The 23,379-nt window shown below is 61.2% G+C and carries 24 protein-coding genes; 1 reads left to right on the top strand and 23 read right to left on the bottom strand.

All coding sequences use genetic code 11. The features are described 5' to 3' along the window. Positions 1–250: 250 nt before the first annotated feature. The 8 genes from DW112_RS07780 to rpsP are packed head-to-tail and all read right to left on the bottom strand — an operon-like array spanning position 251 to position 6,722. The gene (locus DW112_RS07780) at positions 251–1,126 is read right to left on the bottom strand and encodes a pyruvate, water dikinase regulatory protein (protein WP_117637236.1); all 876 of its coding nucleotides are present in this window, start codon (positions 1,124–1,126) and stop codon (positions 251–253) included. 34 nt (positions 1,127–1,160) lie between these two features. Further along, entirely contained in the window at positions 1,161–3,257 is a 2,097-nt protein-coding gene (gene glyS / locus DW112_RS07775) for a glycine--tRNA ligase subunit beta (RefSeq protein ID WP_118328701.1), read from the bottom strand. Between the two features lie 3 nt (positions 3,258–3,260). Then, positions 3,261–4,172, bottom strand: a complete 912-nt coding sequence (locus DW112_RS07770) for a glycine--tRNA ligase subunit alpha (protein ID WP_006236091.1) — start codon at positions 4,170–4,172, stop codon at positions 3,261–3,263. 59 nt (positions 4,173–4,231) lie between these two features. Further along, positions 4,232–4,795, bottom strand: coding sequence for a signal peptidase I (gene lepB, locus DW112_RS07765; protein ID WP_118328700.1), 564 nt, complete (start codon positions 4,793–4,795; stop codon positions 4,232–4,234). 2 nt (positions 4,796–4,797) lie between these two features. Next, positions 4,798–5,556 (bottom strand): tRNA (guanosine(37)-N1)-methyltransferase TrmD, encoded by a 759-nt coding sequence (gene trmD, locus DW112_RS07760; RefSeq protein ID WP_117639941.1) that lies wholly within the window; start codon positions 5,554–5,556, stop codon positions 4,798–4,800. A gap of 10 nt (positions 5,557–5,566) precedes the next feature. After that, positions 5,567–6,058: a ribosome maturation factor RimM gene (rimM, locus tag DW112_RS07755; RefSeq protein WP_233506183.1), complete on the bottom strand. Its 492-nt coding sequence runs from the start codon at positions 6,056–6,058 to the stop codon at positions 5,567–5,569. 34 nt (positions 6,059–6,092) lie between these two features. Beyond that, positions 6,093–6,338, bottom strand: coding sequence for a KH domain-containing protein (locus DW112_RS07750; protein ID WP_171021534.1), 246 nt, complete (start codon positions 6,336–6,338; stop codon positions 6,093–6,095). Between the two features lie 42 nt (positions 6,339–6,380). Next, complete coding sequence (rpsP, locus tag DW112_RS07745; RefSeq protein WP_022094749.1) at positions 6,381–6,722, bottom strand: 30S ribosomal protein S16; 342 nt, start codon at positions 6,720–6,722, stop codon at positions 6,381–6,383. 201 nt (positions 6,723–6,923) lie between these two features. Between rpsP and dinB the strand changes: the two genes are divergently transcribed. After that, positions 6,924–8,177, top strand: coding sequence for a DNA polymerase IV (gene dinB / locus DW112_RS07740; protein ID WP_187365005.1), 1,254 nt, complete (start codon positions 6,924–6,926; stop codon positions 8,175–8,177). A gap of 98 nt (positions 8,178–8,275) precedes the next feature. Here the strand turns inward: dinB and rsfS are convergent, their stop codons facing one another. The 15 genes from rsfS to DW112_RS07665 all read right to left on the bottom strand — a co-directional run bounded on the left by rsfS (position 8,276) and on the right by DW112_RS07665 (position 23,370). After that, on the bottom strand, positions 8,276–8,731 hold the full coding sequence (gene rsfS / locus DW112_RS07735) for a ribosome silencing factor (protein ID WP_118328699.1): 456 nt from the start codon (positions 8,729–8,731) through the stop codon (positions 8,276–8,278). Positions 8,732–8,759: 28 nt separating this feature from the next. After that, positions 8,760–9,293: a bis(5'-nucleosyl)-tetraphosphatase (symmetrical) YqeK gene (yqeK, locus tag DW112_RS07730; protein ID WP_197736885.1), complete on the bottom strand. Its 534-nt coding sequence runs from the start codon at positions 9,291–9,293 to the stop codon at positions 8,760–8,762. 86 nt (positions 9,294–9,379) lie between these two features. Continuing rightward, the gene (gene nadD, locus DW112_RS07725; RefSeq protein WP_117637231.1) at positions 9,380–10,057 is read right to left on the bottom strand and encodes a nicotinate-nucleotide adenylyltransferase; all 678 of its coding nucleotides are present in this window, start codon (positions 10,055–10,057) and stop codon (positions 9,380–9,382) included. 3 nt (positions 10,058–10,060) lie between these two features. Next, positions 10,061–11,527, bottom strand: coding sequence for a GTPase ObgE (gene obgE, locus DW112_RS07720; RefSeq protein ID WP_199585344.1), 1,467 nt, complete (start codon positions 11,525–11,527; stop codon positions 10,061–10,063). An 84-nt stretch (positions 11,528–11,611) separates the two neighbouring features. Then, positions 11,612–11,869, bottom strand: coding sequence for a 50S ribosomal protein L27 (gene rpmA, locus DW112_RS07715; protein WP_006236075.1), 258 nt, complete (start codon positions 11,867–11,869; stop codon positions 11,612–11,614). A gap of 33 nt (positions 11,870–11,902) precedes the next feature. Next, the gene (gene rplU, locus DW112_RS07710) at positions 11,903–12,277 is read right to left on the bottom strand and encodes a 50S ribosomal protein L21 (RefSeq protein ID WP_035138585.1); all 375 of its coding nucleotides are present in this window, start codon (positions 12,275–12,277) and stop codon (positions 11,903–11,905) included. A gap of 67 nt (positions 12,278–12,344) precedes the next feature. Continuing rightward, positions 12,345–13,157, bottom strand: a complete 813-nt coding sequence (locus DW112_RS07705; protein ID WP_118328697.1) for a TIGR03936 family radical SAM-associated protein — start codon at positions 13,155–13,157, stop codon at positions 12,345–12,347. After that, positions 13,154–15,031 carry a TIGR03960 family B12-binding radical SAM protein gene (locus tag DW112_RS07700; protein ID WP_118094270.1) on the bottom strand — a complete coding sequence of 626 codons (1,878 nt, stop codon included), beginning with the start codon at positions 15,029–15,031 and terminating at the stop codon, positions 13,154–13,156. The genes DW112_RS07705 and DW112_RS07700 overlap by 4 nt, the downstream gene beginning before the upstream one ends. A gap of 10 nt (positions 15,032–15,041) precedes the next feature. After that, positions 15,042–15,971 carry a YcjF family protein gene (locus DW112_RS07695; protein WP_118328696.1) on the bottom strand — a complete coding sequence of 310 codons (930 nt, stop codon included), beginning with the start codon at positions 15,969–15,971 and terminating at the stop codon, positions 15,042–15,044. An 18-nt stretch (positions 15,972–15,989) separates the two neighbouring features. Next, the gene (locus tag DW112_RS07690; protein WP_118328695.1) at positions 15,990–17,216 is read right to left on the bottom strand and encodes an FtsW/RodA/SpoVE family cell cycle protein; all 1,227 of its coding nucleotides are present in this window, start codon (positions 17,214–17,216) and stop codon (positions 15,990–15,992) included. 9 nt (positions 17,217–17,225) lie between these two features. Then, the gene (mrdA, locus tag DW112_RS07685; protein WP_118328694.1) at positions 17,226–19,295 is read right to left on the bottom strand and encodes a penicillin-binding protein 2; all 2,070 of its coding nucleotides are present in this window, start codon (positions 19,293–19,295) and stop codon (positions 17,226–17,228) included. 13 nt (positions 19,296–19,308) lie between these two features. Then, positions 19,309–19,875: a hypothetical protein gene (locus DW112_RS07680; RefSeq protein WP_118328693.1), complete on the bottom strand. Its 567-nt coding sequence runs from the start codon at positions 19,873–19,875 to the stop codon at positions 19,309–19,311. Between the two features lie 11 nt (positions 19,876–19,886). Next, a complete protein-coding gene (gene mreC / locus DW112_RS07675) occupies positions 19,887–20,828 on the bottom strand; it encodes a rod shape-determining protein MreC (protein ID WP_118328692.1) in 942 nt (313 codons plus the stop codon). A gap of 78 nt (positions 20,829–20,906) precedes the next feature. Then, positions 20,907–21,938 (bottom strand): rod shape-determining protein, encoded by a 1,032-nt coding sequence (locus tag DW112_RS07670; RefSeq protein ID WP_006236061.1) that lies wholly within the window; start codon positions 21,936–21,938, stop codon positions 20,907–20,909. A 127-nt stretch (positions 21,939–22,065) separates the two neighbouring features. Continuing rightward, on the bottom strand, positions 22,066–23,370 hold the full coding sequence (locus tag DW112_RS07665; protein ID WP_233503136.1) for a tetratricopeptide repeat protein: 1,305 nt from the start codon (positions 23,368–23,370) through the stop codon (positions 22,066–22,068). Positions 23,371–23,379 lie beyond the last annotated feature (9 nt).

The raw sequence follows: 23,379 nt of genomic DNA, 5'->3' as shown, positions 1-23,379 counted from the left end.
AGGCTTGAGCAGAGGGTGCGCGGTTTGGTAAACGTGCTAAAACTAGCGGTAAACGGTAGGTAAAGGTGGTTACCTTATGAAGATACCACTACAAGAAGAATGCAGGTCAGATGCGATGTTTTTGCTAAATCGCTTTATCAATTCAGGCTATTTAGCCACTCCGATGATTTTTCTGGGACGGGGATTAAAAAATCATTGAGTACCTAATGATTTTTTAATCCCCGTCCCAGAAAAATCGTCACAGAAAGGACTACTGCTGTTGAGCGCGGCGGGCGGCACGGCGGGCTCTTGCCTCTTGAATCTCTTCGAGATGAGCAATGATCTCGGCAGCGCTTTCCTCGATGGCTTTGCCGTCGGTACGCACTACAAAGCAGCCCAGGCGTTTCATGAGCGCGCGGGCTTCCGCAAGCTCACTACGCACGCTCTCGGGCTCGGCATAGGAGCCTGCGACGGCGCGGGCGTAGTCGTCGCCCAAGCGGCTATCGCGAATCTCGGAAATCACATCGACGGTCGAAATCAAGCCGAACAGGCGCATCGGGTCAACCTCGTAAATCGACTTGGGCGGCTCCATGCCATGCGCCAGTGGGACATTGGCGACCTTGTAGCCCTGATAGGCTAAATACATCGACAGCGGCGTCTTGGATGTACGCGACACACCCAGCAGCACGATATCGGCACCCGACAGATCGTCGCAACCACGACCGTCATCGTGCTCAACGAAATACTCCATGGCCTCGATACGATGGAAATAGCGGTCATCGGTCTTGTGAATCACGCCCGCAACGCACTTGGGCGGCACACCGATGAGCGACGACAGCACGGCAAGCGTCGGGCCGATCAGGTCGACCGAACGGATATGCAGCATACCCAGGTAATCGAGCACGCGGGCGCGAAGCGCCGGATCGACAATGGTATGGAACACGGCGACATCGCGATGGTCGGCATCGACGCGCGGCCCCACAAATGACTTGACCTGCTCCACGGAGGTCACCTTGGGCAGGCGCAAGAGACGAAAAGCCCCTTCATCAAATTGCCCGGACGCCGCGAGCACCACCTCACAAGCGGTATCGCCGAGCGAGTCGGAGATAACGATAACGGTGGGACGAGCGGTGACCGGGCAATCCATGCGGGGCTCCTTTTGCGCTTATGCGCAGGCTGGCTTACTTTTTGCGGGCAAGCTCACCGATGTTGGCAATGCCGGAGAAAACGGCCTCGAAGCGGTTGAGCAGCTTAAGGCGATTATCGCGAAGCTGCTCGTCTTTGTCCATGACCATGACCTCATCGAAGAAACGGTCGATGGGCGCGCGCAGGGCGGCGAGGGCGGCAAATGCGGCCGGGTAGTCCTCGGCAGCAAGGGCGACATCGACGGCGGTCTGAGCAGCCTCGGAGGCGTCGGCGAGCGCAAGCTCGACCTCGCCCATCAGGCTGCGGTCATACTCCGCACCCAGCTCGGGCTTCGAGATATGCGCGGCGCGGGCATAGGCGGTCGCCAGGTTGTCGAACGTCTCAGCGTCGTTCTTGCGGGCCTCGTCGAGGGCGGCGCAGCGGGCAAAGAAGACGGACGGGGCGATGATGTGCACCGCGGAGACGGCGGCGACGGTATCGGCCGGAATCTTTTCGTCGCGGGCCATGCTCACCAGGCGGCCATGGAAGAAGTCACGAACCTGCTGGGCGACCTCGGCGGCGTCGAACTCAATGCCCTGCTCACTGTAGAGTTCGAGGGCAAAGTCGATGAGCGACGTGGGGTCGATCGGCAGACGGTCGCGCAGGATGTTGATAATGCCGATAGCGGCACGACGCAGCGCGTAGGGGTCGGAGGAGCCGGTCGGGGGCTCGCCGATGGCAAAGATACCGGCGATGGTATCGAGCTTGTCGGCGCAGGCCACGATGCAGCCAGCGGTGCCCTCGGGCAGCTCGTCACCGGCAAAACGGGGACGATAGTGATCGCGAATAGCATGGGCGACCTCGTCGTTCTCCCCCATCGCGGTCGCGTAATAACCGCCCATCACGCCCTGCTGGCTCGTGAACTCGACGACGGCGTTGGACACCAGGTCTGCCTTGCACAGGTGTGCGGCGCGAGCAGCGTCGGCGGCAAGATGGGCGCCCAGGTGAGCCTCGCGGGCGATAGCGAGCGCGAGCTGCTCGATGCGCTCGGACTTGGCGAGCACGCTACCGAGCTTCTCCTGGAAGGCAACCTTGGACAGAAGCTCACGGAACTCGTCGAGGGAGATCTTCAGGTCCTCCTCGTAGAAGAACTTGGCGTCGTCCAGACGGGCGCGCACGACGCGCTCGTTACCGTCGATCACGCGCTCGGCGTTCTCGGGCTTGCTGTTGGAGACGACCACGAACTCACGCGTCAGCTTGCCCTCCCCGTCATAGATCGGGAAGTAGCGCTGGTTGGTGAGCATGGACTCGCAGATAATCTCGTGCGGGACCTTGAGGAACTCCTCGTCGAAAGTACCGACGAGCACCGTCGGCCACTCGCAGAGGTTGATAACCTCCTCAAAGACCTTCTTGGGCGTATCGACATGGCAGCCGGGACGGGCAGCCTCGACCTCGGCGATACCGGCTAGAATCGCCTCGCGACGGCGCTCGGCAGAAAGCACGCCGGCGTCCTCGAGCACCTGCTCGTAGGCGGCGGGGCTAGCGACAACGTGGTCACCGGGGCCAAGCACGCGATGGCCGCGCGTAGTGTTGCCGCTCGTCACGTCGGCAAACGACACGGGCACAACATCCTCGCCCAGAAGGCAGCAGATCCAGCGGACCGGGCGCACGAAGGTGGCGTGCTCGTGGCCCCAGCGCTGACTACGGTAGTTGGGCCACTGCAGGCCGGCGATGGTCTTCTCGCACAGGGCCGTCAGGATCGGAGTAGCCGGAGCGGAAGGAATGTTCTTCTCGGCAAAGACGTACTCACGGCCGTCGGTGTCCTCGCGACGGACCAGATCCTCGGCAGCCACACCGCACTTGCGGGCGAAGCCCTGGGCGGCCTTGGTGGCGTTACCGTCAGCGTCGAAGGCGATGTTGGCCGCAGGGCCACGCTTGACCTCGTGAACCTCATCGGTCGCAGTGGCGACGTTGGCCACGAGCGCAGCCAGACGACGCGGACTCGAGATCACGCGGACCTCGCCATGGGCCAGACCGGCCTCGTCGAGGCCCTTGGCGATCATGGTGCCAAGCTGCTTGACAGCATTGTTCAGCGGTGCGGAGGGCATTTCCTCCGTACCGATCTCAAACAGGAAATCCTTAGCGTCTGCCATGGCTTACGCCACCTCGCCTTCCTGGTCGGCATTCTCGTTGACTCCGGCGACCTCGGCCATATAGGCCTCGCAGCACGCCTTGGCGACGGCGCGGACGCGCAGGATGTAGTTGGCACGCTCGACCGCGGACAGGGCGCCGCGGGCATCGAGCAGGTTGAAAGCGTGGCTGCACTTCATGACACAGTCATACGCTGGCAGCGGCAGCTTGCGCTCCAGGCAGGAATGGCACTCGGCCTCGTAGTCGTCAAACTTCTGACGCATCATCTCGACGTTGGCGACCTCAAAGTTATAAGCACTGAACTCGCGCTCGTTCTCGAGGAACACGTCGCCATAGGTCATGGGCGTACCGTCGGGCAGGTAGCTCCACACCAGGTCGTAAACGGAGTTGACGCCCTGGGCATACATGGCGATACGCTCCAGGCCATAGGTGATCTCGACGGGCACGGGGTCGACCTCGATGCCGCCCACCTGCTGGAAGTACGTAAACTGCGTGACCTCCATGCCGTTGAGCCAAACCTCCCAGCCAAGGCCCCAGGCGCCCAGGGTTGGGCTCTCCCAGTCATCCTCGACAAAGCGGACGTCATGGTCGTTGGGGTCCAGGCCAATGGCGGCCAGCGAACCCAGGTAGAGCTCCTGGGCGTTGACCGGCGAGGGCTTGATGAGCACCTGGAACTGATAGTAGTGCTGCATGCGGTTAGGGTTCTCGCCGTAGCGGCCGTCGGCGGGACGGCGGCAGGGCTGCGCATAGCAGGTGCGCCACTCGGCGGGGCCGAGCGAGCGCAGCGTGGTCGCGGTATGGAAGGTACCGGCACCGACCTCGGAGTCATAGGGCTGCATAATGACGCAGCCCTGCTCGCCCCAGTACTGCTGGAGGCGCAGGATGATGTCTTGGAAGGAAAGCGATGAAGCGTTCATGCCTCTAATATCCCCTCGTCGAAACGATTACACGGTTAGGTACTGTACTATAGCGGTTTTTAGTCGATAGCGCCGATGCGGTTGAGCGGCCAGTAGCGCACAAGCGCCACAGCGATCAAATCAGAGCGATCGACGGGACCAAAGTAGCGCGAGTCGGCAGAGTTTTCGCGGTTGTCGCCCATCACCCACACGCACCCGTCGGGAACGGTGTAGGGATAACTCACCTGGGCGCCAGGCGCTTGGACCGAAAGCGGCCAGCTCATGCCGGTCGTATAGTCCTCATCGAGCGCCTGGCCGTCAACGACCACGCGACCGTCCTGCAAATCGACCGTCTGGCCGGCCGTGGCGATAACGCGCTTGACAAGAATATCGTGCTCGGAGGTGCCATCGGGGTTGTGAAACACCACGATATCGCCCTGCTTGACGGGCTGGCCGAGCTCAAGGCTCACCTTTTGCGCCAAGATCTGGTCGCCAATCTCGATCGTGGACTCCATGGAGCCGGTGGGCACCACAAAGGGCTCGACCACAAAGGTGCGGATCAGGAAGGTGGCCACGAGCGCGATTGCGATGACCGCGATCCACTCAAAGGCGCCCCTCAACGCGGAATGCTGCGATGGAACCATTCTCACTCCTCGCTCTGCGAATACGAAGCGTCCAGAATCTCCTGCGCGTATGCGCGCTCCTGGGGCGTAAGCCGCGCCGTCTCGATCAGATCGGGACGCCAACGACAAGTGCGCTCGATGGCATTCTTGCGGCGCCAGGCATCGACCTTAGCGTGATCTCCGCTCACGAGCACCGGAGGCACACCCTGGCCATTGAACTCAGCGGGGCGGGTGTACTGCGCATACTCGAGCAGGCCTCCGTCCTCGGCGGTCGAGAACGACTCGTCGACGTTGCTCATCTCGTCGCCCAGGGCGCCGGGAATCAGGCGTACGACGGCATCGGCAACGACCATAGCGGGAAGCTCGCCGCCCGTGAGCACGTAATCGCCGATCGACAGGCGCTCGTCGGCATACGCATAGGCACGCTCGTCGACACCTTCGTAACGGCTGCACACAAACAGCAGGCGCTCGCTTTTGAGCAGGCGCTCGGCCACATGCTGCGTAAAAGGCTCGCCGCACGGGGTGAAGAACACCACCGTCGGCTTGGGGCCCTCCGCGCTAATGGCCTCGATGGCCTCGGCGATAGGCTCGACCTTCATGAGCATGCCCTGCCCGCCGCCGTACGGCTCGTCATCGACGGTACGATGGCGGTCGTGCGTCCAGTCGCGCAGGTTATACGCCTTAAAATCAAAAAGGCCGGCCTTGCGGGCGCGGCCCAAAATCGATGTGGACATGACGGGCTCAAACATCTCGGGAAAGACCGAAAGGGTCTCAATCAGCATGTTGTCCTCCCTACTTGTCCATATCGATCAAGCCATCCATCACGTGGACGGAAATTGTTCCTGCATCGGGAAGATCGAGCACGACCCGCTCGATCACGGGAATCAGTACCTCGCCGTACCGATCGCCTTCGACAACCCAAACATCGTTGGCAGGCGTCGACATGATCTCGACAATCGTGCCGAGCGAACCGAAGCGCTCGTCGACCACCTCGCGACCCATCAGGTCGGTATAGGCGGCGTCGAGCGAATCGAGCTCAAAGTCGTCACGATTTGCCAGCACATAGCATCCCGTGATGCCCTCGGCGGCCGTCAAGTCGTCAATGCCCTCAAACGAGACCAGATCGCCATCGCCCGTATCGGTGACGGACACGACCGTGCAAAAGCGGTCGCGCTTGAGCGCCGGCGGCGTCAGGGCGACGCGCATACCCGGCTCTAATACAGAAGGAAGCCCCCGCAGCGGCTGCGCGAGGACCTCCCCCTTCCTTCCGTGCGGCTTGACCACACGGGCGATGTTTTTGTACTGGGACCTCAAGGTCCTAGCCCAGAACCTCTACCTCGACAGCAGTGTCGAGGCGAGCGGCCAGTGCACGGGCGAGCGTGCGAATGGCCTTGATGGTACGGCCACGACGGCCGATGACCTTAGCGACGTCATCCTCGGCGACAGAAACCTCAATCGTAGAGGCGTCATCACCATCAATGACCTCAAGGCTCACGGAATCCGGGTCGTCGACGATCTGAACAACGAGATATTCGACGAGATCGGCGATGCGATCTGAGAGCATTGCCTCACCCTCGAGCTGTGCAGCGTCAACCTCAGGCACGATTTACTCCTCGGCGCCCTCAGCGGCCTCAGCGGCAGCCTTAGCGGCCTCGGCCTCTTTGGCGAGCTGCTTCTTGGACTTCTTGACGACGGTCTCGGTCTTCTCGCCCTCGTTGGCGGCCTTGACCAGAGCGGCGACGGCGTCGGTGAGCTGAGCGCCCTTGGACTGCCAGTCGGCGATCTTCTCGAGGTCGAGGTTGATGGTCTTGGGGGCGGTCATCGGGTTGTAGCGGCCAACCTCCTCGATGATACGACCGTCACGCGGGGCGCGGGAATCGGCGACGACGACACGGTAGTACGGACGCTTCTTAGCGCCGTGACGAGCAAGGCGAATCTTGACTGCCAAAGGAAACTCCTCCAACCAAGCAGCTTTAGGCTGCAACTACAAACAAACAGTTGAACATAATACGCCATCGACGCGGGCAGGTGAAGTCCGTGAGACCAACTTCTTCGGTGTAGTCGAGGGCAAATCCATATCTTAGACAAGAATTCGGGATTTGCAAGCACATACACGCACCCCACATGAGCTGCGCGGTATACTCATGACATGGAAAGACGCGAACATACATACGGTTATGAGGATGCCATGAGCGTCACGCCGCCTCCCTGGACGGGTCCGGCGGTGGGCCTCATGGACCTCGATGCGTTTTTTGCGAGCGTGGAGATGCTCGATCATCCCGAATGGCGCGGAAAGCCACTCATCGTGGGCGGAGACGCCGATTCGCGTGGCGTCGTGTCCACGTGTTCGTATGAGGCGCGCCGCTTTGGCGTGCACTCTGCCATGGCCTCGGCCGAGGCGCGGCGCTTGTGCCCGCAAGCCATTTGGACGCACGGGCACTTTGATCGCTACCGCGAGGTGAGCGCGCAGGTCATGGCGATTCTTGCCGAGGAGACGCCGCGCGTTGAGCGCGTATCCATCGACGAAGCCTTTATCGATATCACACCGGGTCGCTTTGCGCCCGAGGACCCACTGCTGGTTGCACGGCGTATAAGCGACCGTGTGGCAGCGCTGGGAGTGACGTGCTCCATTGGCGTGGGCTGCAACAAGACGGTCGCAAAGATCGCAAGCGAGCGGGATAAGCCGTTTGGGCTGACCATCGTGCGCCCCGGAACCGAGCAGCGCTTTTTGGCCGCGCTGCCGGTATCTGCCATGAGCGGCATCGGGCGCTCGGCCGAGGAGCGACTGCGCCGTATGCGCATCTACACGCTCGGCGAGCTGTCACGCGCGCCGGAATCCACCTTGGCCTCTATTTTTGGCGTCAACGGCGAACGTATGCGTCAGCGTGCGCTGGGACTTGAAATCTCCGAAGTCACGAGTCTCGATGAAGAGCGCGAGGTCAAGTCGGTCAGCAATGAACGCACCTTTGCTAAAGATTTGACTGAGCGTGGGGATATTGAGGCGGCGATTGCGCTGCTGGGCGAGTCAGTGGGACGCCGCCTGCGCCGTCAGGGACTAACGGGCGCCACGGTGACGCTCAAGCTCAAGTATTCGTATGGAAACGGTCGCTCGGCACAGCGCCGGCTGCCTCATCCGACCGACGATGAGAACATCTTCGTGGCGGTTGCACTCGAACTGCTCGACAACATCTGGCAGGAAGGAATGCACGTGCGCTTAGCAGGCATCGGCATGAGCGACTTCGACCACCAAGGCGGCATCCAAACCGACCTGTTCTGCGAGATCGATGACCGCGGAGCCCAATCCAGCGACCGCCGCGACCTCTCCGTCGCCATCGACGCCGTCCGAGACAAGTTCGGCGACACCGCGCTATCCTTCGGCCGCCAATCCCGCTTCAACGATTAACCGCCTTTGGGCAAAAAGAAAGCTGGGCAGGTACGGAAAACCGCAACTGCCCGGCAAAATGCGCGAGGCTAACTAAAAGCCCCGTATCAAATGAGCCACTAGAGGAGGTCGAGGGGGAGCTGGGGGGCGTCACCCCAGAGCTTTTCTAGACGGTAGAAGTCGCGGGCTTCGGGAGTGAAGACGTGAACGGCGACCGAGCCGTAGTCCATGAGCATCCAGGTCTTCTGCTCGCGGCCCTCGATGGAGAACGGATGCTCGCCGCAAGCCGCGGCGACCTTCTCCTCGATCTCGTCGACGATAGAATCGACCTGGCGGTTGTTGGTACCGGTGGCAAGCACAAAGTAGTCGCACACGTCGGAAAGCTCGGTCAGGTCGAGCACCTGCACGTCCTCGCCCTTCTTGTCGTAGGCGGCCTGCGCGGCGGCGCGGGCGACATCCTCGGCGGCGACACCGCTCGCGGACAGCGAGGCGGCGGTGCGGTCGGACGTGGCAACGAAACTCTTGTGCTCCACACCTTCAAGAATCTGCTCGTCAGTCATGGTCTCGTCGGCCATGGAATACCTCTTTCTAGACACACCCGAGCTAGCGCAGCTGGGCGTAATGGTTGTAAATCGTAATAGCCGTGGGATAAAGATAGCGCCCGGACTGGATCACATAGACCAGACCCTGCGCAAAACAGGAGAAGAACAACTCGTCGAGCGAGGACTTCCCCACCATCTTGCGCAGCGCATGGGCATAGTCGCCGTGGCGGTTGGGCTCGATGGCATCTGCCACAAAGACCACCATATCGAGCGGCGTCATGTCGCAAGCACCCACGGTGTGACGGTCGACAGCCTGAAAGACTGCCGGCGACAGCTCGGGAAAAAGCTGCGGAAGCTCATAGGCGGCAACAGGGCCATGCAAAAGCGGCGTCGCGGCGGAAGGAGAGCCGGCAACCTTGATGCCATAGTGAAGCGCGCGGGCCACGAGCTCGTCATCGGAAAGCACCTTGTCCCAGTCGTGAATTAAGCCGGCGGCAGCCGCATCAAAGCGGTCAACGCCGTAGACCTCGGCCAGATGAAGTGCGGTCTCGGCAACACCCAGCGAATGCACATAGCGCTTGCGCTTATCTTTCATGCGAACATCGAGCAGCTCTTGAATGCGCTTGAGCAGCGCGCGCTCATCGCCCTCAAACTGATCCTCTACCGACAACGTAGCCCCCATCACTCAAAATCTTCTTGGCCCAAATCGGCATATAGCCTGCGCTTGCGAATGTAGCCGAGCACGGACTCGCTCGTAAGATAGCGCACGCTCATGCCGCGGGCAACTCGCTTACGAATGTTCGTCGAGCTGATCGCCAGCGCCGGAATCTGAATATAGCGCACGTCGAACGGCAGCCCCGACTCTTTGATTCGGGCACGCGCCGTATCGATATCAAAGCCCGGTCGCGTCGCCGCAATAAAGGTAGCAAGCTCAGCAATTCGCTCGGCATCATGCCAGGTCACAATATCAATAATCGCGTCGGCGCCCGTAATAAAGTAGAGCTTTACCTGCGGCGGATAAAAGTCGCGAAGGGCATGAAGCGTATCGGCCGTATAGGTTACGCCCGGACGGTCAATCTCGAACCGGCTCGCCAAAAAAGCCGGATTCGCGGCGGTGGCGAGAACCGTCATGGCATAACGGTCCTCAGCAGGCGTCACCGGTTTGTCGAGTTTAAAGGCAGGAGAGCCGGCCGGCATAAAGAGCACAGCGTCCAAGTCGAGCGACTCGCGCGCCTGCTCGGCAGTCACCAAGTGCCCGTAATGAATCGGGTCGAAGGTGCCGCCCATAATGCCAAGCCGAAACTCTTTGCCCTCTTTTATGGGCAGCTCGGGCAAACCGATTCCACCGCGCAGCGACATGGCTTACTCGCCCTCCGAGGTCTCGGCATCGTCCGCGGCATCCGCCGCATCGACAACCTCGACGCCCTCATCCGGAGCATCGGTCACGTCAAGGGCCTCAACGGCAACGTCCTCGCCAGCGTCCTCGAGCTCCTCGTACTCCGAGAAGTCCTCGGCGCCCTCAAAGTCAAAGGCGCGCTGGCAAATGCGGACCTCGTCGCCCGCACGGCAGCCGGCCTTCTCGAGCGCGTCGTCAACACCCATGCGCGCAAACTTGTGCTGCAGGTAGATGACGGCTTCCTCGTTTTCCCAGTCGGTCTGGATAACCATGCGCTCGATGGCGCGACCGACCACGCGGAAGGCACCGGGCTCTTCCTGAACAATGCGGAAACGCTTCTCGCGCTGCAGGCGACGGCGCTCCCACTCCTCGTCGCGAAGATCGACCGGCTCATCGGAGACCGCCAGCTCGGCGCGCAGCTTAGCCACCTGCTCACCCACGGCAAGCATCAGCGTGTTGAGGCCGGCGCCCGTCACGGCGGACACGGCAAAGAACATATGTCCATCGTCGAGCGCGGCGCGCTTAAGGTCGGCAATCTTGTCGGCCGTGCCCGGCGCATCGCACTTGTTGGCGACGACGATCTGCGGACGCTCCGAAAGCTCGGCGCCATACTGCTCGAGCTCACGGTTGATGATGCGGTAATCCTCAACCGGGTCGCGATCCTCAAAACCGCCCGTCATGTCGACGACATGCATGATGAGCGCCGTACGCTCGATGTGGCGCAGGAACTGGTGGCCCAAGCCCTTGCCCTCGCTCGCGCCCTCGATGAGGCCGGGGACGTCGGCAACGACATAGGAGTACTCGCCGGTACGCACCATACCCAGGTTGGGCACGAGCGTGGTAAACGGATAGTCGGCGATCTTGGGTCGGGCGGCACTCATGCGCGCGATAAGCGAGGACTTGCCCACCGAGGGGAAGCCCACGAGCGCGGCATCAGCCATGAGCTTCATCTCGAGCTCAATCCAGTGCTCCTCGGCCGGCTCGCCCAGCTGGGCGAATGCGGGCGCGCGGCGCACCGACGTCACAAAGTGCGTATTGCCCAGACCGCCGGCACCGCCGGGCGCCACAACGACGCGCTCGCCATCATGCACCAGGTCGGCAATCTCGAACATCGGGGTCTGCGTCTCGGGGTCGAGCTCGCGCACCACGGTGCCCATAGGAACCTTCAAAATTAGGTCCTCGCCGCTCTTACCGTTACGACGGGCACCCTGCCCGTGCGTGCCGCGCTCGGCGCGGAAGTGATGCTTAAAGCGGTAATCGATCAGCGAAGACAGCTGAGCATCGGCCTGGATGACGACATTGCCGCCACGACCGCCGTCGCCGCCATCGGGGCCGCCCTTGGGGACAAATGCCTCGCGCCTAAACGACATGCATCCGGCTCCGCCGTCGCCGCCGCACACGTTAATGCGGCTGATATCGGTGAACTGTGACAACAGAATCGCCTCCTACAAAAAGAGGGAGACCCTTGAATCCTAAAACTCAAGTGCCTCCCACATATGTGCTCTATGAAGGGTGAATTACGCGTTCGCGAGCGGGCGTACGCTGACCCTGTGCTTGATACCCTTGTGGAACTCAACGGTACCGTCGACCAGCGCGAACAGCGTGTCGTCCTTGCCACGGCCAACGTTCTCACCCGGGTGGATGTGCGTGCCGTGCTGACGGACGAGAATCGTGCCCGTGGTTACCGTCTGGCCGGCATAGCGCTTCGTGCCAAGGCGCTGACCGCGGGAGTCACGGCCATTACGGGAGGAACCGAGTCCTTTTTTGTGTGCCATTGTGTATACCTACTCTTTCGTTACGAGTGTAATCTACTCGGCGACGGGAGCCTCGGCAACAGCCTCGGCCTCTGCCTTGACAGCCTTCTTGGCGCGGGACGTAGCCTGGACCTTCACGATCTTCAGCTTGGTGAGCTGCTGACGGTGACCCTTCAGACGACGATAGCGCTTACGCTTGTGGAACTTGAAGACCAGCTGCTTCTCGCCCTTGAACTGCTCAACGATCTGAGCGGTAACCTTGGCCTTGGCCAGCTTGTCGGGATCGGTGACGATCTTTTTACCATCGTTGAGGAAGATGACCGGCAGGGTGACCTTGTCGCCCTCATTGCCCTCGATCTTCTCGACGGTGATGACATCGTCGGTGGCGACCTTGTACTGCTTGCCGCCCGTGTTAACGATTGCGTACATGTTTACTTGCCCTTCATGCATCAGTTAGTGCAACAGCCGAATATAGTAGCAGGCGAAAATACCCCCGTCAACGAGTATGTGGAGCAAATCCACAAGTTCGCACAGGTATGGGGCTGACGAGTCGGCCCTCGTCGTCCTCGCATGCTTGATTCTGACGCTCGACATCGTAGGAGCAGATGGTCACGAGGTCTTGCATACCGGTGGAAACAATAGGTGCATCCACGCCCGGGGTCAAGCCCTGCAACAAAACATCAGCAGCGGAAAGCAAAATTTCCGGACGCATGGAGCCCTCGTTGTCGGCATGGGTGTCGAGCATGAGCACCAAATGGTCAGGGCGCTCCCCCGCCGTGAGCTCATAGCCCACGAGCGTGTGATCCAAATCCAAGCGCTTGCTCTTTTTGCCGCGCGCGTAGTCGATGCCATGGTCCGCGCGCAGCGTGTCGATCGCACGACGCACCTCGTCGGCGCTTACGGGCGCCTCGGGATCCAAGTGCAGGTCGATGCGATACGACAGACGCGTGAGCTGCGCCGTCAACGCCGGCGTGCGCACGTCGATGTACGCCGCCTCGATGGGCGCCAGATCGGCCGGAGACGCCGCAGCCAGGCGCCCAAACGCCTCGTCGAGCGCCACGAACTCGGTCATAAACAGGTCATACCACTCGCAGGTCGACGACGTACCAACCGGTAGCGCCGAAGAGAAGCCCACGCGCATGTGCGGAGAGAAGCCCTGCGTGACGGCATAGGGAAGTCCCGCACGGCGCACGATGCGCTCAATGGTATGGATTACTTCGAGATGGCCCAGGTACTTAAGACGATCGCGTTTGCCATAGCGAACACGAAGTCTAAAGAGCGTGGGGCTGTCGGTCAGGCGCTCACTCATGCGCGATCACCCATCAATACATTCTTGGCGTGGAGCGTGGGGCAGATTCCGCAGCCGGTGCACGACGTGCGGGTGCAGTCGGGAGTCGTGACACCCTCGAGCGAGCGACGGTACTCGCGCTCGAGGAAGCCGCGCGTGCAGCCGGGGCTCACATGCTCCCACGGCAGACGCCAGTCCAACTCGTAGGGCAGGTGCACGAGCTCATTGAGGTCGATGCCGTTTTTGGCAGCAGCCTCCTTCCAGTTATCGAGCGAGAAATGCTCTACCCAGGCGTCAAAGCGAGACCCCGAGCGCCAAGCATCGATGATGACGGGCGTCATGTCACGACCGGCGCGGGAGAGCGCGGCCTCGATGAGCGAGGTCTCGGCATCGTGGTAATGCACGCGGACGGCACGGTTGCGAACGCTCGTGATAAGCAGCTTCTGGCGACGCTTGACGTCGTCGTAGTCGAGCTGCGGGCACCACTGGAACGGCGTGGCAGCCTTGGGAATAAAGACCGAAACCGAGATGGACACCGAGATGGAGCCGCGGCGCGCCTTGGGCACCACGGAACGGCCAAGTTCCAGCACGTGATCGGCCAGGTTGGCAATGGCCACGATGTCCTCGTCGCGCTCGCCGGGAAGGCCCATCATAAAGTAGAGCTTCATGCGGTTCCAGCCGGCCTCGAAGGCCGCCTTGGCCGCACGGTCCAGGTCCTCCTCGGTCACGTTCTTGTTAATGATGTCGCGCATGCGCTGGCTGCCGGCCTCGGGCGCGAACGTCAGGCCGCCCTTCTTTTCGCCGGCGACCGACTCGGCCATATCCACGCCAAACGAATCCAGGCGCTGCGACGGAATAGACACGCGAATACCCGTATCCTCCAGGCGACGGTTGAGCCTGCCGAGCACGTCACGAATGCAGGAGTGGTCGGTCGTGGAGAGCGAGGTCAGCGACACCTCGTCATAGCCGGTCTTTTCCAGACCCTGAATCACCGACGAGACGATCTGGTCGGCCGAGCGCTCGCGCACCGGGCGATACGTCATGCCGGCCTGGCAAAAACGACAGCCGCGGGCGCAGCCGCGCAGAATCTCGATAGACAGGCGATCGTGAACCAGCTGCGCATAGGGCACGCACGACTGCGACAGCGGATTCGTGGCGCCGAAATCCTCGACGACGCGTTTGTAAACCACGGTCGGCGCATCCTTGCCCTCGCGCGGCACGGTGTAGCCATGCGGCGAGCAGGGCTCGTCGTGACGAACCTCATAGAGCGACGGCACGTAGTTGCCGGCAATGGATGCAAGCTGCTCAACAATCTGCGCGCGCGGGACTCCTTCGTCACGCAGGCGGCGATGCAGCTGGCAGGTCTCGAGCAGCGATTCCTCGCCCTCGCCGATGAGGATGGCATCGAAGAAGGCCGCGTACGGCTCAGGGTTGTACACCGAGGGACCGCCGGCGATGATGATGGGGTCGTCTTCGCCTCGGTCGGCCGCTAACAGCGGAATGCCAGCGAGATCGAGTGCCTCGAGGAAGTTCGTCACCGCCATCTCGTGCGGCACATGCAGACCGACGATATCAAACGAAGCGACCGGCGCTGCACCCTCGAGCGAGAGCAGCGGAATGCCTGCCTCGCGCATAGCGTCACCCATATCGGGCCACGGCACATAGCCGCGCTCGCAGGAGATGCCCTCGGCCTGGTTAAGAATGTTGTAGAGGATGGCGATACCCTGGTTGGGCAGACCAACCTCGTACACATCCGGGTAGATCAAGCAGCAACGGTAGTCGGCATCGGCCTTTGAAAGCGTGCCCCACTCGTGATCGATATAGCGACTCGGCTTTTCGACCTTGGCGAGCAGCGGCTCAATTAAATGAAAACAGTCTTGATACGGAACGCGCAACGGATAACCCCTAAGCAGCGAGATCGGATGCGTCTTGGTAGGACGCCATAGGACGGGTAGCACCCGCGACCGTGGTCACCAGATCGCGAACGCGGGAGAACGTGGCAGTGACCACCTCGTTGGCACGGCTGTAGTCGAAATCGCGCTCGTAGAGCGAAACGAGCGCACGGCCCATGCCATAGGTGCCCGCAGCAGCAGTGAGCGCCTTGACGGCAAACCCAATATGCGGCGTCTGCTTGACGAGCGCGCGGGTGACCGCGCGGATCACAAGACCGCCGGCAAGCACGCCAGCGACCTCGTAGCCGCGCTCAGGCTTAATGCCGCGTCCAAAGACGGCAGCGAGCTCAAAGAGCATGCCCACCTGCGCCAGCGCCATAACGGGATAATCGGCGCCCGGCAAAAACACCAGCGCACCGGTCGCCATATTGGTGAGCGCGCACGAGGTGATGATACGATTGGCCGCCGCGATGCGCATGAAGGCAAAGTTCGCCGCAAAAGCCGTTTCCTTTTCGGTGCGATCGAGAATCCAGCGGGCAAGCGTCTCGAGCAGATACGTCTTATCGGTTGCCGCTACCACGCCGAGCACAGGCGTGGACTCCTCGATAAACGGCACCTCCACAGCAGACTCGGCAAGCACGCACACGGGGGCGCCGGCGATCACGAGCTCCTGCACGGCACTCTCCAAGCGGTCGGAGCCGCACGAGAGCACCAGCACCACATCGGTATCGGTCTTTGGAGCAATTCGCTCCTCCCCCAGACGCTCGACGCGCACAATGCCCGAGGTCGTCTGCGGTACAAAGGCGTCACGCACCGTCTCGGCCAGAAAGCGCGAGGCGGACGAATCCAAATAGACCGAGACGCGCACCGGCGTATCGGAATCCTTCTTAACGGACGCGCCCATCTTAAAAGCGCGGGTCAGCTTATCTACGGGAATTTTCATAGCAAACCCCTCCAGCGGTTACGCGGCGCCCGAACGATGCCGCCATATGGATTGTACGATACCCACCGTCAGCAGCTGAATCATCATCGAAGACGAACCGAAGCTAATAAACGGTAGCGGAATACCGGTAATCGGCATCATGCCGATGCACATGCCGATGTTTTCGAAGGTCTGGAACGCCCACATGCCAACGATGCCCACACACGATAGGCGCAAGAACAGCGACTCACACTTAAAGGCGACGCGAATCGTCGAAAAGATCAGCAGCACGTAGAGGCACAGGAGCAAAAAGGAACCGCAAAAGCCAAAGGTCTCGGACAGGAAGGCGAAGACGAAGTCGGTGTGGAACTCAGGCAGAAAGCCGCCGGCCGACTGCGTCGCATGGCCTAAACCCTTACCAAAGAAGCCGCCCGAGCCAACGGCGATAAGCGACTGCTGCAGGTTGTAGGCATCGTCCGAATCGGCATTATCGGGGTCGATAAAGACCGTCAGGCGGTTCATCTGATACTGCTTGATGAGCACATCGTGGCCGAGCAACGAATCAAAGACCGAATCGAGCGCCAGGACGAGGGCCACCAGGCCCACGAGCAGGGCCAGGGTCGACAGCACCCATTCGCGGCGTGCACCGCTCATGCAGATGACGATGGCGCCCGAGACCAGCACGACCAGGCCCGAGCCCAAGTCGCCCATGGCGACGACGGCCAAAAACGGAATGGACAGCATGCCGCAGAGCTTGACGTAGTCGCGAACAGTATCGATGCGACCGTTATACTGCGAGCCAAGCGTGGCGATAAAGAAGATGGTGATGAGCTTGGCAAGCTCAACCGGCTGGAATGTCAAGCCGATACCGGGAATCTTGATCCAGCCCGTCATGCCCAGACCGCCCGTATAGGACAGGCCCGGAATCTTGGGCGAGAAGATCACAATAAGGTCAATGACGAGCAGCGCCGTCGAGAAGTTAGAGATGCCGCGCAGATCGGTACGCCAGACGAGCACCGCAAGCACCGCGCCAATGCCAATGCCCAGCAGGTGGCGCGAGAATGAGGCGTCGGCCTTAAACTGTGACGCCGACCAAATAATGATGGCGCCATAGGCAACGAGCGCGACGGTAGCCAGCAGCACACCGATATGCACCTTTTGGCGAAACGTACCGCGCGAGGCCGAAAGTTGCTTGTTGACGCGGTCCAGGCTGCTGCGAGAGCCGGTCTTGGTTGAACGGAACAGATCCGCCGAAGAAAAATCCATCGCAACCTCCTATCGAACCGAAGAATCGCCCGAGGCCGAAGAGGTATCGGGCTCGTCATAAATCACGCCGAGCACGTCGCGCACGACATGCATCGCGGTATCTGAGCCACCGCCGCCCTGCTCCAGGACAGTAGCGATGACATACTTGGGATCATCGGCCGGCGCATAGGCGCAGAACCACGCGTATTCGTCCTCGCCGCTTTTCTCGCCCGTGCCCGACTTGCCGTATACCTGCGGCGTCAGGGTGCCAAAGTGAGCCGCCAGGGACGTCGATGCCGTGTAAATCACGTCGTGCATGCCGTTGCGAACAAGAGCCAAATCCGAATCGCTGTTGATCTTGGCCTCCAGGCGCTTCTTCTTGCCTTTGCCGTTGTACTTATAGGCATCGCCGTCGCCATCGCGCGACACGGCAGACAAAAACACGTGAGGCACATACTGCTTACCGCCGTTGGCAAGGCCCATGTAGGCGCATGCCATCTGCAGAGGCGTCACCAAAATGTCGCCCTGGCCGATGGCAATGTTGGTCATATCGCCGGCATTCCACTTGCGGTCCTCGGCAGAGGCGTCGGTAAAGTACGACTCTTTCCACTCGGCATCGGGAATACGGCCCGCGCCCTCACTCGGCAAATCGATACCGCAGGTCTTGCCTAGGCCCCAGCGACGAAAGACCTCCTGCAGGCCCTCGGAATGTTGCTCGTCATAAAAGAACGCCTTGCCCATATCGTAGAAGACGGGGTCGCACGAGTTGGCAATACCCGACTGCAGCGTCATGGTGCCGTGTCCAGACGTCAGCCAGCAGCGCTTGCCCCAAGCCTTGCCCAAGCCCGTCCAATAGCCCGTGCAGTTGGTTGTCTGCGTTGAAGTGTAGGTTCCAAACTCAAGACCGGCCAGTGCCGAGAGCGGCTTGATGGTCGAGGCCGACATGTACTGTCCGCTAATGGCGCGGTTGAGCAGCGGGTGCGAACCCTTGTCATCATTGAGCTCGGTCCACACGTCATTTGAGACGCCGCCGATAAAGACGGACGGATCGAACTTGGGCTCGCTCGCCATGCCCAGGATCTCACCATTGTTGGGATCGAGGCACACCACAGCGCCGTTGCCGGCATTGCTGTAGCCGGTGGTCTTGGCAAGCTCGATGGCGCTCGCCAGCGCCGTCTCACAGGCCTGTTGGATCTTAAGGTCGAGCGTGAGCTTAATGTCGGAGCCGGCCTTGGCGGGCACGGCGCCGGCCTGACCGGTCACATTGCCCGAGGCATCGACCTTGACGGTCTGCTCGCCACGAATACCCTGCAGCAGGTTTTCGTAGTAGCTCTCAACACCCGCCTGGCCCACGATATCGCCCGACTGGTACGTAATCTTGCCAGCAGAAGCATCATCATCGCCAGAGATTTTCTTATTCTGGGCCTCGAGCTGCTCGGAGGTAATGGTGCCGGTATAGCCCAAGATATGGCATGCCGTCTCGCCATATGGATGCTGGCGCTCGGTACGCTCGGCAATCTTGACGCCCGGGAACTCGCCGGCGTGCTCCTGAATATAGGCAACCGTGGAGCGACGGACGTCCGTCGCGATGGTATGCAGGCTCTGGGCGCCCTCGGAATTGTCCTGGATATTGCGCAGAACCGCCACGTAGGGCATACCGAGCACGTTGGCAAGATGGCGAACCAGAACCTCATCCTCGGCAAGGTCGCGGTAGGCCACGACAGCAAGTGAGGGACGGTTCTGGACAAGCGCCACGCCATTGCGGTCGAGGATGCGGCCGCGCACAGCGGGTGTGGTAACGGTGCGCGTCTGATTGCTATTAGCCTGCTTTTCGTAATAGTCCGACGAGACCATCTGCATGCCCCACAGCTTGACGGCAAGCGCCGCGAACATCGCGCCCACACCCGTGGTGAGGATGGAGAAGCGGCCCTTAAAGGCGGTCGCCGCGGTATTGCCCTCGCCCTCGGTGGCGCGCGGGGCCGTCCCATGCTGCGTATCGTAGGTAAAACGAGAATCGCCGCGACGCATGATGACCAGTGCGACCACGATGGCCACAACCAGCACGATACCGGCGATAATAACCGTCATCTGGGAAGACATCTACGAGCCTCCCCTATTTGAGCTTACGGGTCTTGGGCTTAAAGCGCATACCCGTCTGGCGTCCGCCACGTGCGGAGAATCCATAGCCGGACTGCGGCACGACGCCGGACATCAAAAACGGAATGGCAACCAGACCCGTCAGGATCGAAGACGGCAGCGCATGGCCGAAGATCGCCACGACAAAGCTCGTCTCCAAACCCATAAACAGCAAGATGATGCTGTAGATCACATTAATGACGAACGCGAAGGCGCCCACAGTGATGCCGCGCGCACTCGGGGTACCGCCCGTCTGACCGGCAGCGCTATGCACCAGGGCAAAAGAACCCACGGTCAGCAGGAGCGACATAACGCCCACCGGCACGGCAGCGGAAAGGTCATAGAACAAGCCGCTGCAAAAACCGCACATGACGGCACGGGTCGGGTCGCCCGAGAACACGCTTAGGCACACCAGGATAATCATAAAGTTGACGCGACCGCCCGCAATGGAGATCTGCGGTGCCAGGCCTGCCTGCAGCAGCACGCACACAATGGCGGCGATTACAAACGTGCGGGAGCTCATCCCCTGCTCGTGTAGATCCATGGACATGCCCCCTATTCGCTCGAGCCGGAATCGGTCGTCTCGGACGTGTCGGAACTGTCATCCGGGCTCTCGTCCTTCGTCTTGGTCGCAGCATCGCGCGACGTTCCCTGCGGCGTGCTGTTGGCCGTGTTCACGTCCTCATCCGAGGCCGACTGTTCGTCGGTCAGCGAGGTAATGACCAGCACTTCCTCGTTGTTCTCGGCCGTGGTCTGAGCGCGCACCACAATGGTGTAGTACACGTCGTTTGCCGATTTCTCAACCGACGAGACGGTGCCGAGCGGAAGGCCCTTGGGGAACACACCGCCAATGCCCGAGGTCACGATGATGTCGCCAACCTTAACGTCGGAGTCGACGCTCACGTACTCAAGACGCAGCGTGCCGTCAGCCTGACCCTGCAGCATGCCCTGGGCGCGCGTGTCCTGCACCATAGCGGACACGCCCGAGTTCTCGTCGCCAATCAGGCGCACGGTGGACGTCTTGGCCGAGACCTCAATAATCTGGCCTATGACACCGGCAGAACTCGTCACAGGCATGTTGATGGTAAGACCGTCGGCAGAACCCTTATCGATGGTGACGGTCGAGGTCCAGGCATCGCCGGAGGCACCAACGATACGAGCAGCGGTCGATTTGAGGTTATAGGTCGACTGCAGGCCGACCAGCCCCTCCAGACGCTCGGCGGTCTTTTGAGCCTCGGAGAGCTCAGCAACCTTAGAGGTCAGTTCCTCGTTTTGCTTCTTAAGCTCGTCAAGCGTGTCCTGCGACGCCGTAAGGTTAGAGAACACGTTGCCGATCGCATTGAAGGGAGCCGCCACAGCCGAACCCACAAAGCGCACCGGCGAGGTAATCGTCGTCACACCCGAACGCACGGCATGAATCGGCCCCGTCTCGCCCTCACGAATATAAAACGTGAGCAGCAACACCGAAATCAGGCTGAAAACAATCAACGGGCGCATACCCGTTGATTGTCGCTTGGTATTCAGATTTGTGGAGAAACCCGAAGATCGTGCCAAATGGAATCCACCTTTTGGAAATTAAGCATTGGTCTGGACGAAGCCGCCATCAAACGCATTGGCCTCGAGCACGCGGGCACAGCCGTTAACAACGTTATCGAGCGCCGTGGGGCTGACGTTGACCGAAACGCCGGTCTCATCGCGCAGGCGCACGTCGAGACCACGCAGCAGCGCGCCGCCACCGGTCAGCAAAATGCCGTAGTACATAAGGTCCGAGGCAAGATCGGGAGGCGTAGCGTCGAGTGCGTCCTTGACGGCCTTGGCCATCTCGTCGAGCGGCTTGTTGAGCGCGCGACGAATCTCCTCGCTCTCGATGCGCACGGTCTTGGGCAGACCGGTGATCACGTCGCGGCCGTTGACCTCGACGTCGAGTTCGTCCTTAAGCGGCACGGCGGAGCCGACCTTGATCTTGATGTCCTCTGCCGTACGCTCGCCGATGGCCAGGTTGTAGGCATCGCGAACGTGCGTGAGGATGGCCTGATCGAACTCGTCGCCGGCAATACGGATGGACTGCGAGACGACGATGCCGCCCATAGCGATAACGGCAACCTCGGTGGTACCGCCGCCGATGTCGATGACCATGGAGCCGGTGGGTTCCTCGACGGGCAGGTCGGCGCCGATAGCAGCTGCCATAGGCTCTTCGATCAGATAGGCCTGGCGGGCACCGGCCTGGATCGTGGCCTCAAAGACAGCGCGCTTCTCGACCGACGTGACACCGGAGGGAACGCAGACGACAACACGCGGACGCGGAGTCCACGGATAGCGCTTCTCGGACGCCTTGTCGATAAAGTAGCGAAGCATGGCCTCGGTAACATCGAAGTCGGCGATGACGCCGTCCTTCAGGGGACGAACGGCCACGATGTTGCCGGGCGTACGGCCGAGCATGCGCTTTGCCTCGATACCGACCGCCAGGATGCGCTCGTCGTTCTTGTCGATGGCAACAACAGAGGGCTCGCGAATAACGATGCCCTTGCCGCGCACGGAGACAAGCGTATTTGCGGTGCCGAGGTCGATGGCAAGATCGCCCGCATAGCTACCGAAGAACATATCCATCAAAGAAAACAACGCAACTCCTGATGTGTTGGATGATTGCTGGAAAACTACTAGCTCATCATACTAGCGCAAGCCCGGCACCTCACTTGCGGTGAAGCGCCGGGCAAAGCTAAATCCCATAAGGTCACTACTGGTTGTCAGCAGCCGAGAAATCCATATCGAGCGAAGAAACGGCCCAGCCGATATGGTTGTCGGAGCGCACGAATTTGACGGTGTACTCCTGCTCGCCGCCCTTGGACAGCGATGCCTTCACCTTAGCGGTCGTCTCGGTCATGGACTGATCCATGCCCTCGACGGACACGGTGGCACCCTGCGGAATCGAGGAGATGATCATCGACTTAGCGTCCTCGGACAGACTCGAGGCCAGGCAAGACTCGGCCTTTGCGGTGTCACCGTCACCGGCAGCCTGGAACAGATCGGTAACGACAGACTCCTGAGACGGGAAGCCAAAGCCGCGCGTGTAGGCAAAGCCCAGACCGCCCGCGGCGATCAAAATGAGCAGAAGCAGCACGATGAAGACTTTGAGACCCGTGTGGCGATGGCGACGACGGACCTTGGCCTGCTTACGATCCTGACGGTCCTGCTGGACCATCTCGGACTCGGACAGCGTAAAGAAGCCGGTGTCCGAGGGATCGGGCATAAACTGACCGGTCGCACCCGTAGGATCGAGCGGATCGACGGCAGGAGCGTCCATCGCGGGCGCCGGAGCCGTGGCCATAGCCGTCTGGGCAGACAGCGCGGCAAGCGAATCCTGCACGCGGGCAAGCTCATCGGCCTGCTCGGAGGTGAGCTGGTAGATGCCATCGGCAGTAGCGGCGTTAAAGGCATCGAGTGCGTCGGAGGGACGGCCGGCGGCAGAAAGCGCCTGACCCATGCCGGCGTTGAGCGCACGCGTGTCGTCGCGGGGGCCGGCAAAGTCGATAGCCGTGCGGTAGGTCTCCACGGCATCCGCCGGACGGCCGAGCTTAATGAAGCAACGACCGAGCTCGCCGAGCGCGGCGGCAGGAGCCGGATTGGCGCCATCGATGGCAGCCTGACGGAAGGCGGTTCCCGCGTTGGCATAGTCGCCCGACTGGAACAGCGCATTGCCCAGGCCCAGATAGGCCTTGAACGGCGTGGCATAGGAAGCATCCTGCGTAGCAGCAGAGAACGCCTGAGCGGCCGTCGTGTAGTCGCCCACGGCGGCGAGCGCCTTGCCGCGGTTGGTGAGCAGCGCGCCGCGCTTGCCGTAGGTGCCGTCGTTGAGGGCGGCGGCATAGGCCTCGGCGGCCTCGGCATACATGCCCAGGTGCATCAAGGCGTTGCCACGAAGGTGATCGGCCTCGCCCATAATCTCATCGGGAGTTTTTGCCGCCCCAAGCATCTGGGCTGCAGCGGAAAAATCACCCGCGCGGTAAGCGGCGCGGCCCTGTTGGATCAGCTGGCTATTCAAGGAAGTCCC

Source organism: Collinsella sp. AM09-41, from assembly GCF_003473245.1.
Taxonomy (GTDB): Bacteria; Actinomycetota; Coriobacteriia; order Coriobacteriales; family Coriobacteriaceae; genus Collinsella.
The sequence above is the reverse complement of the archived record's forward strand: the minus strand, read 5'-3'. Positions and strand labels throughout refer to the sequence as shown.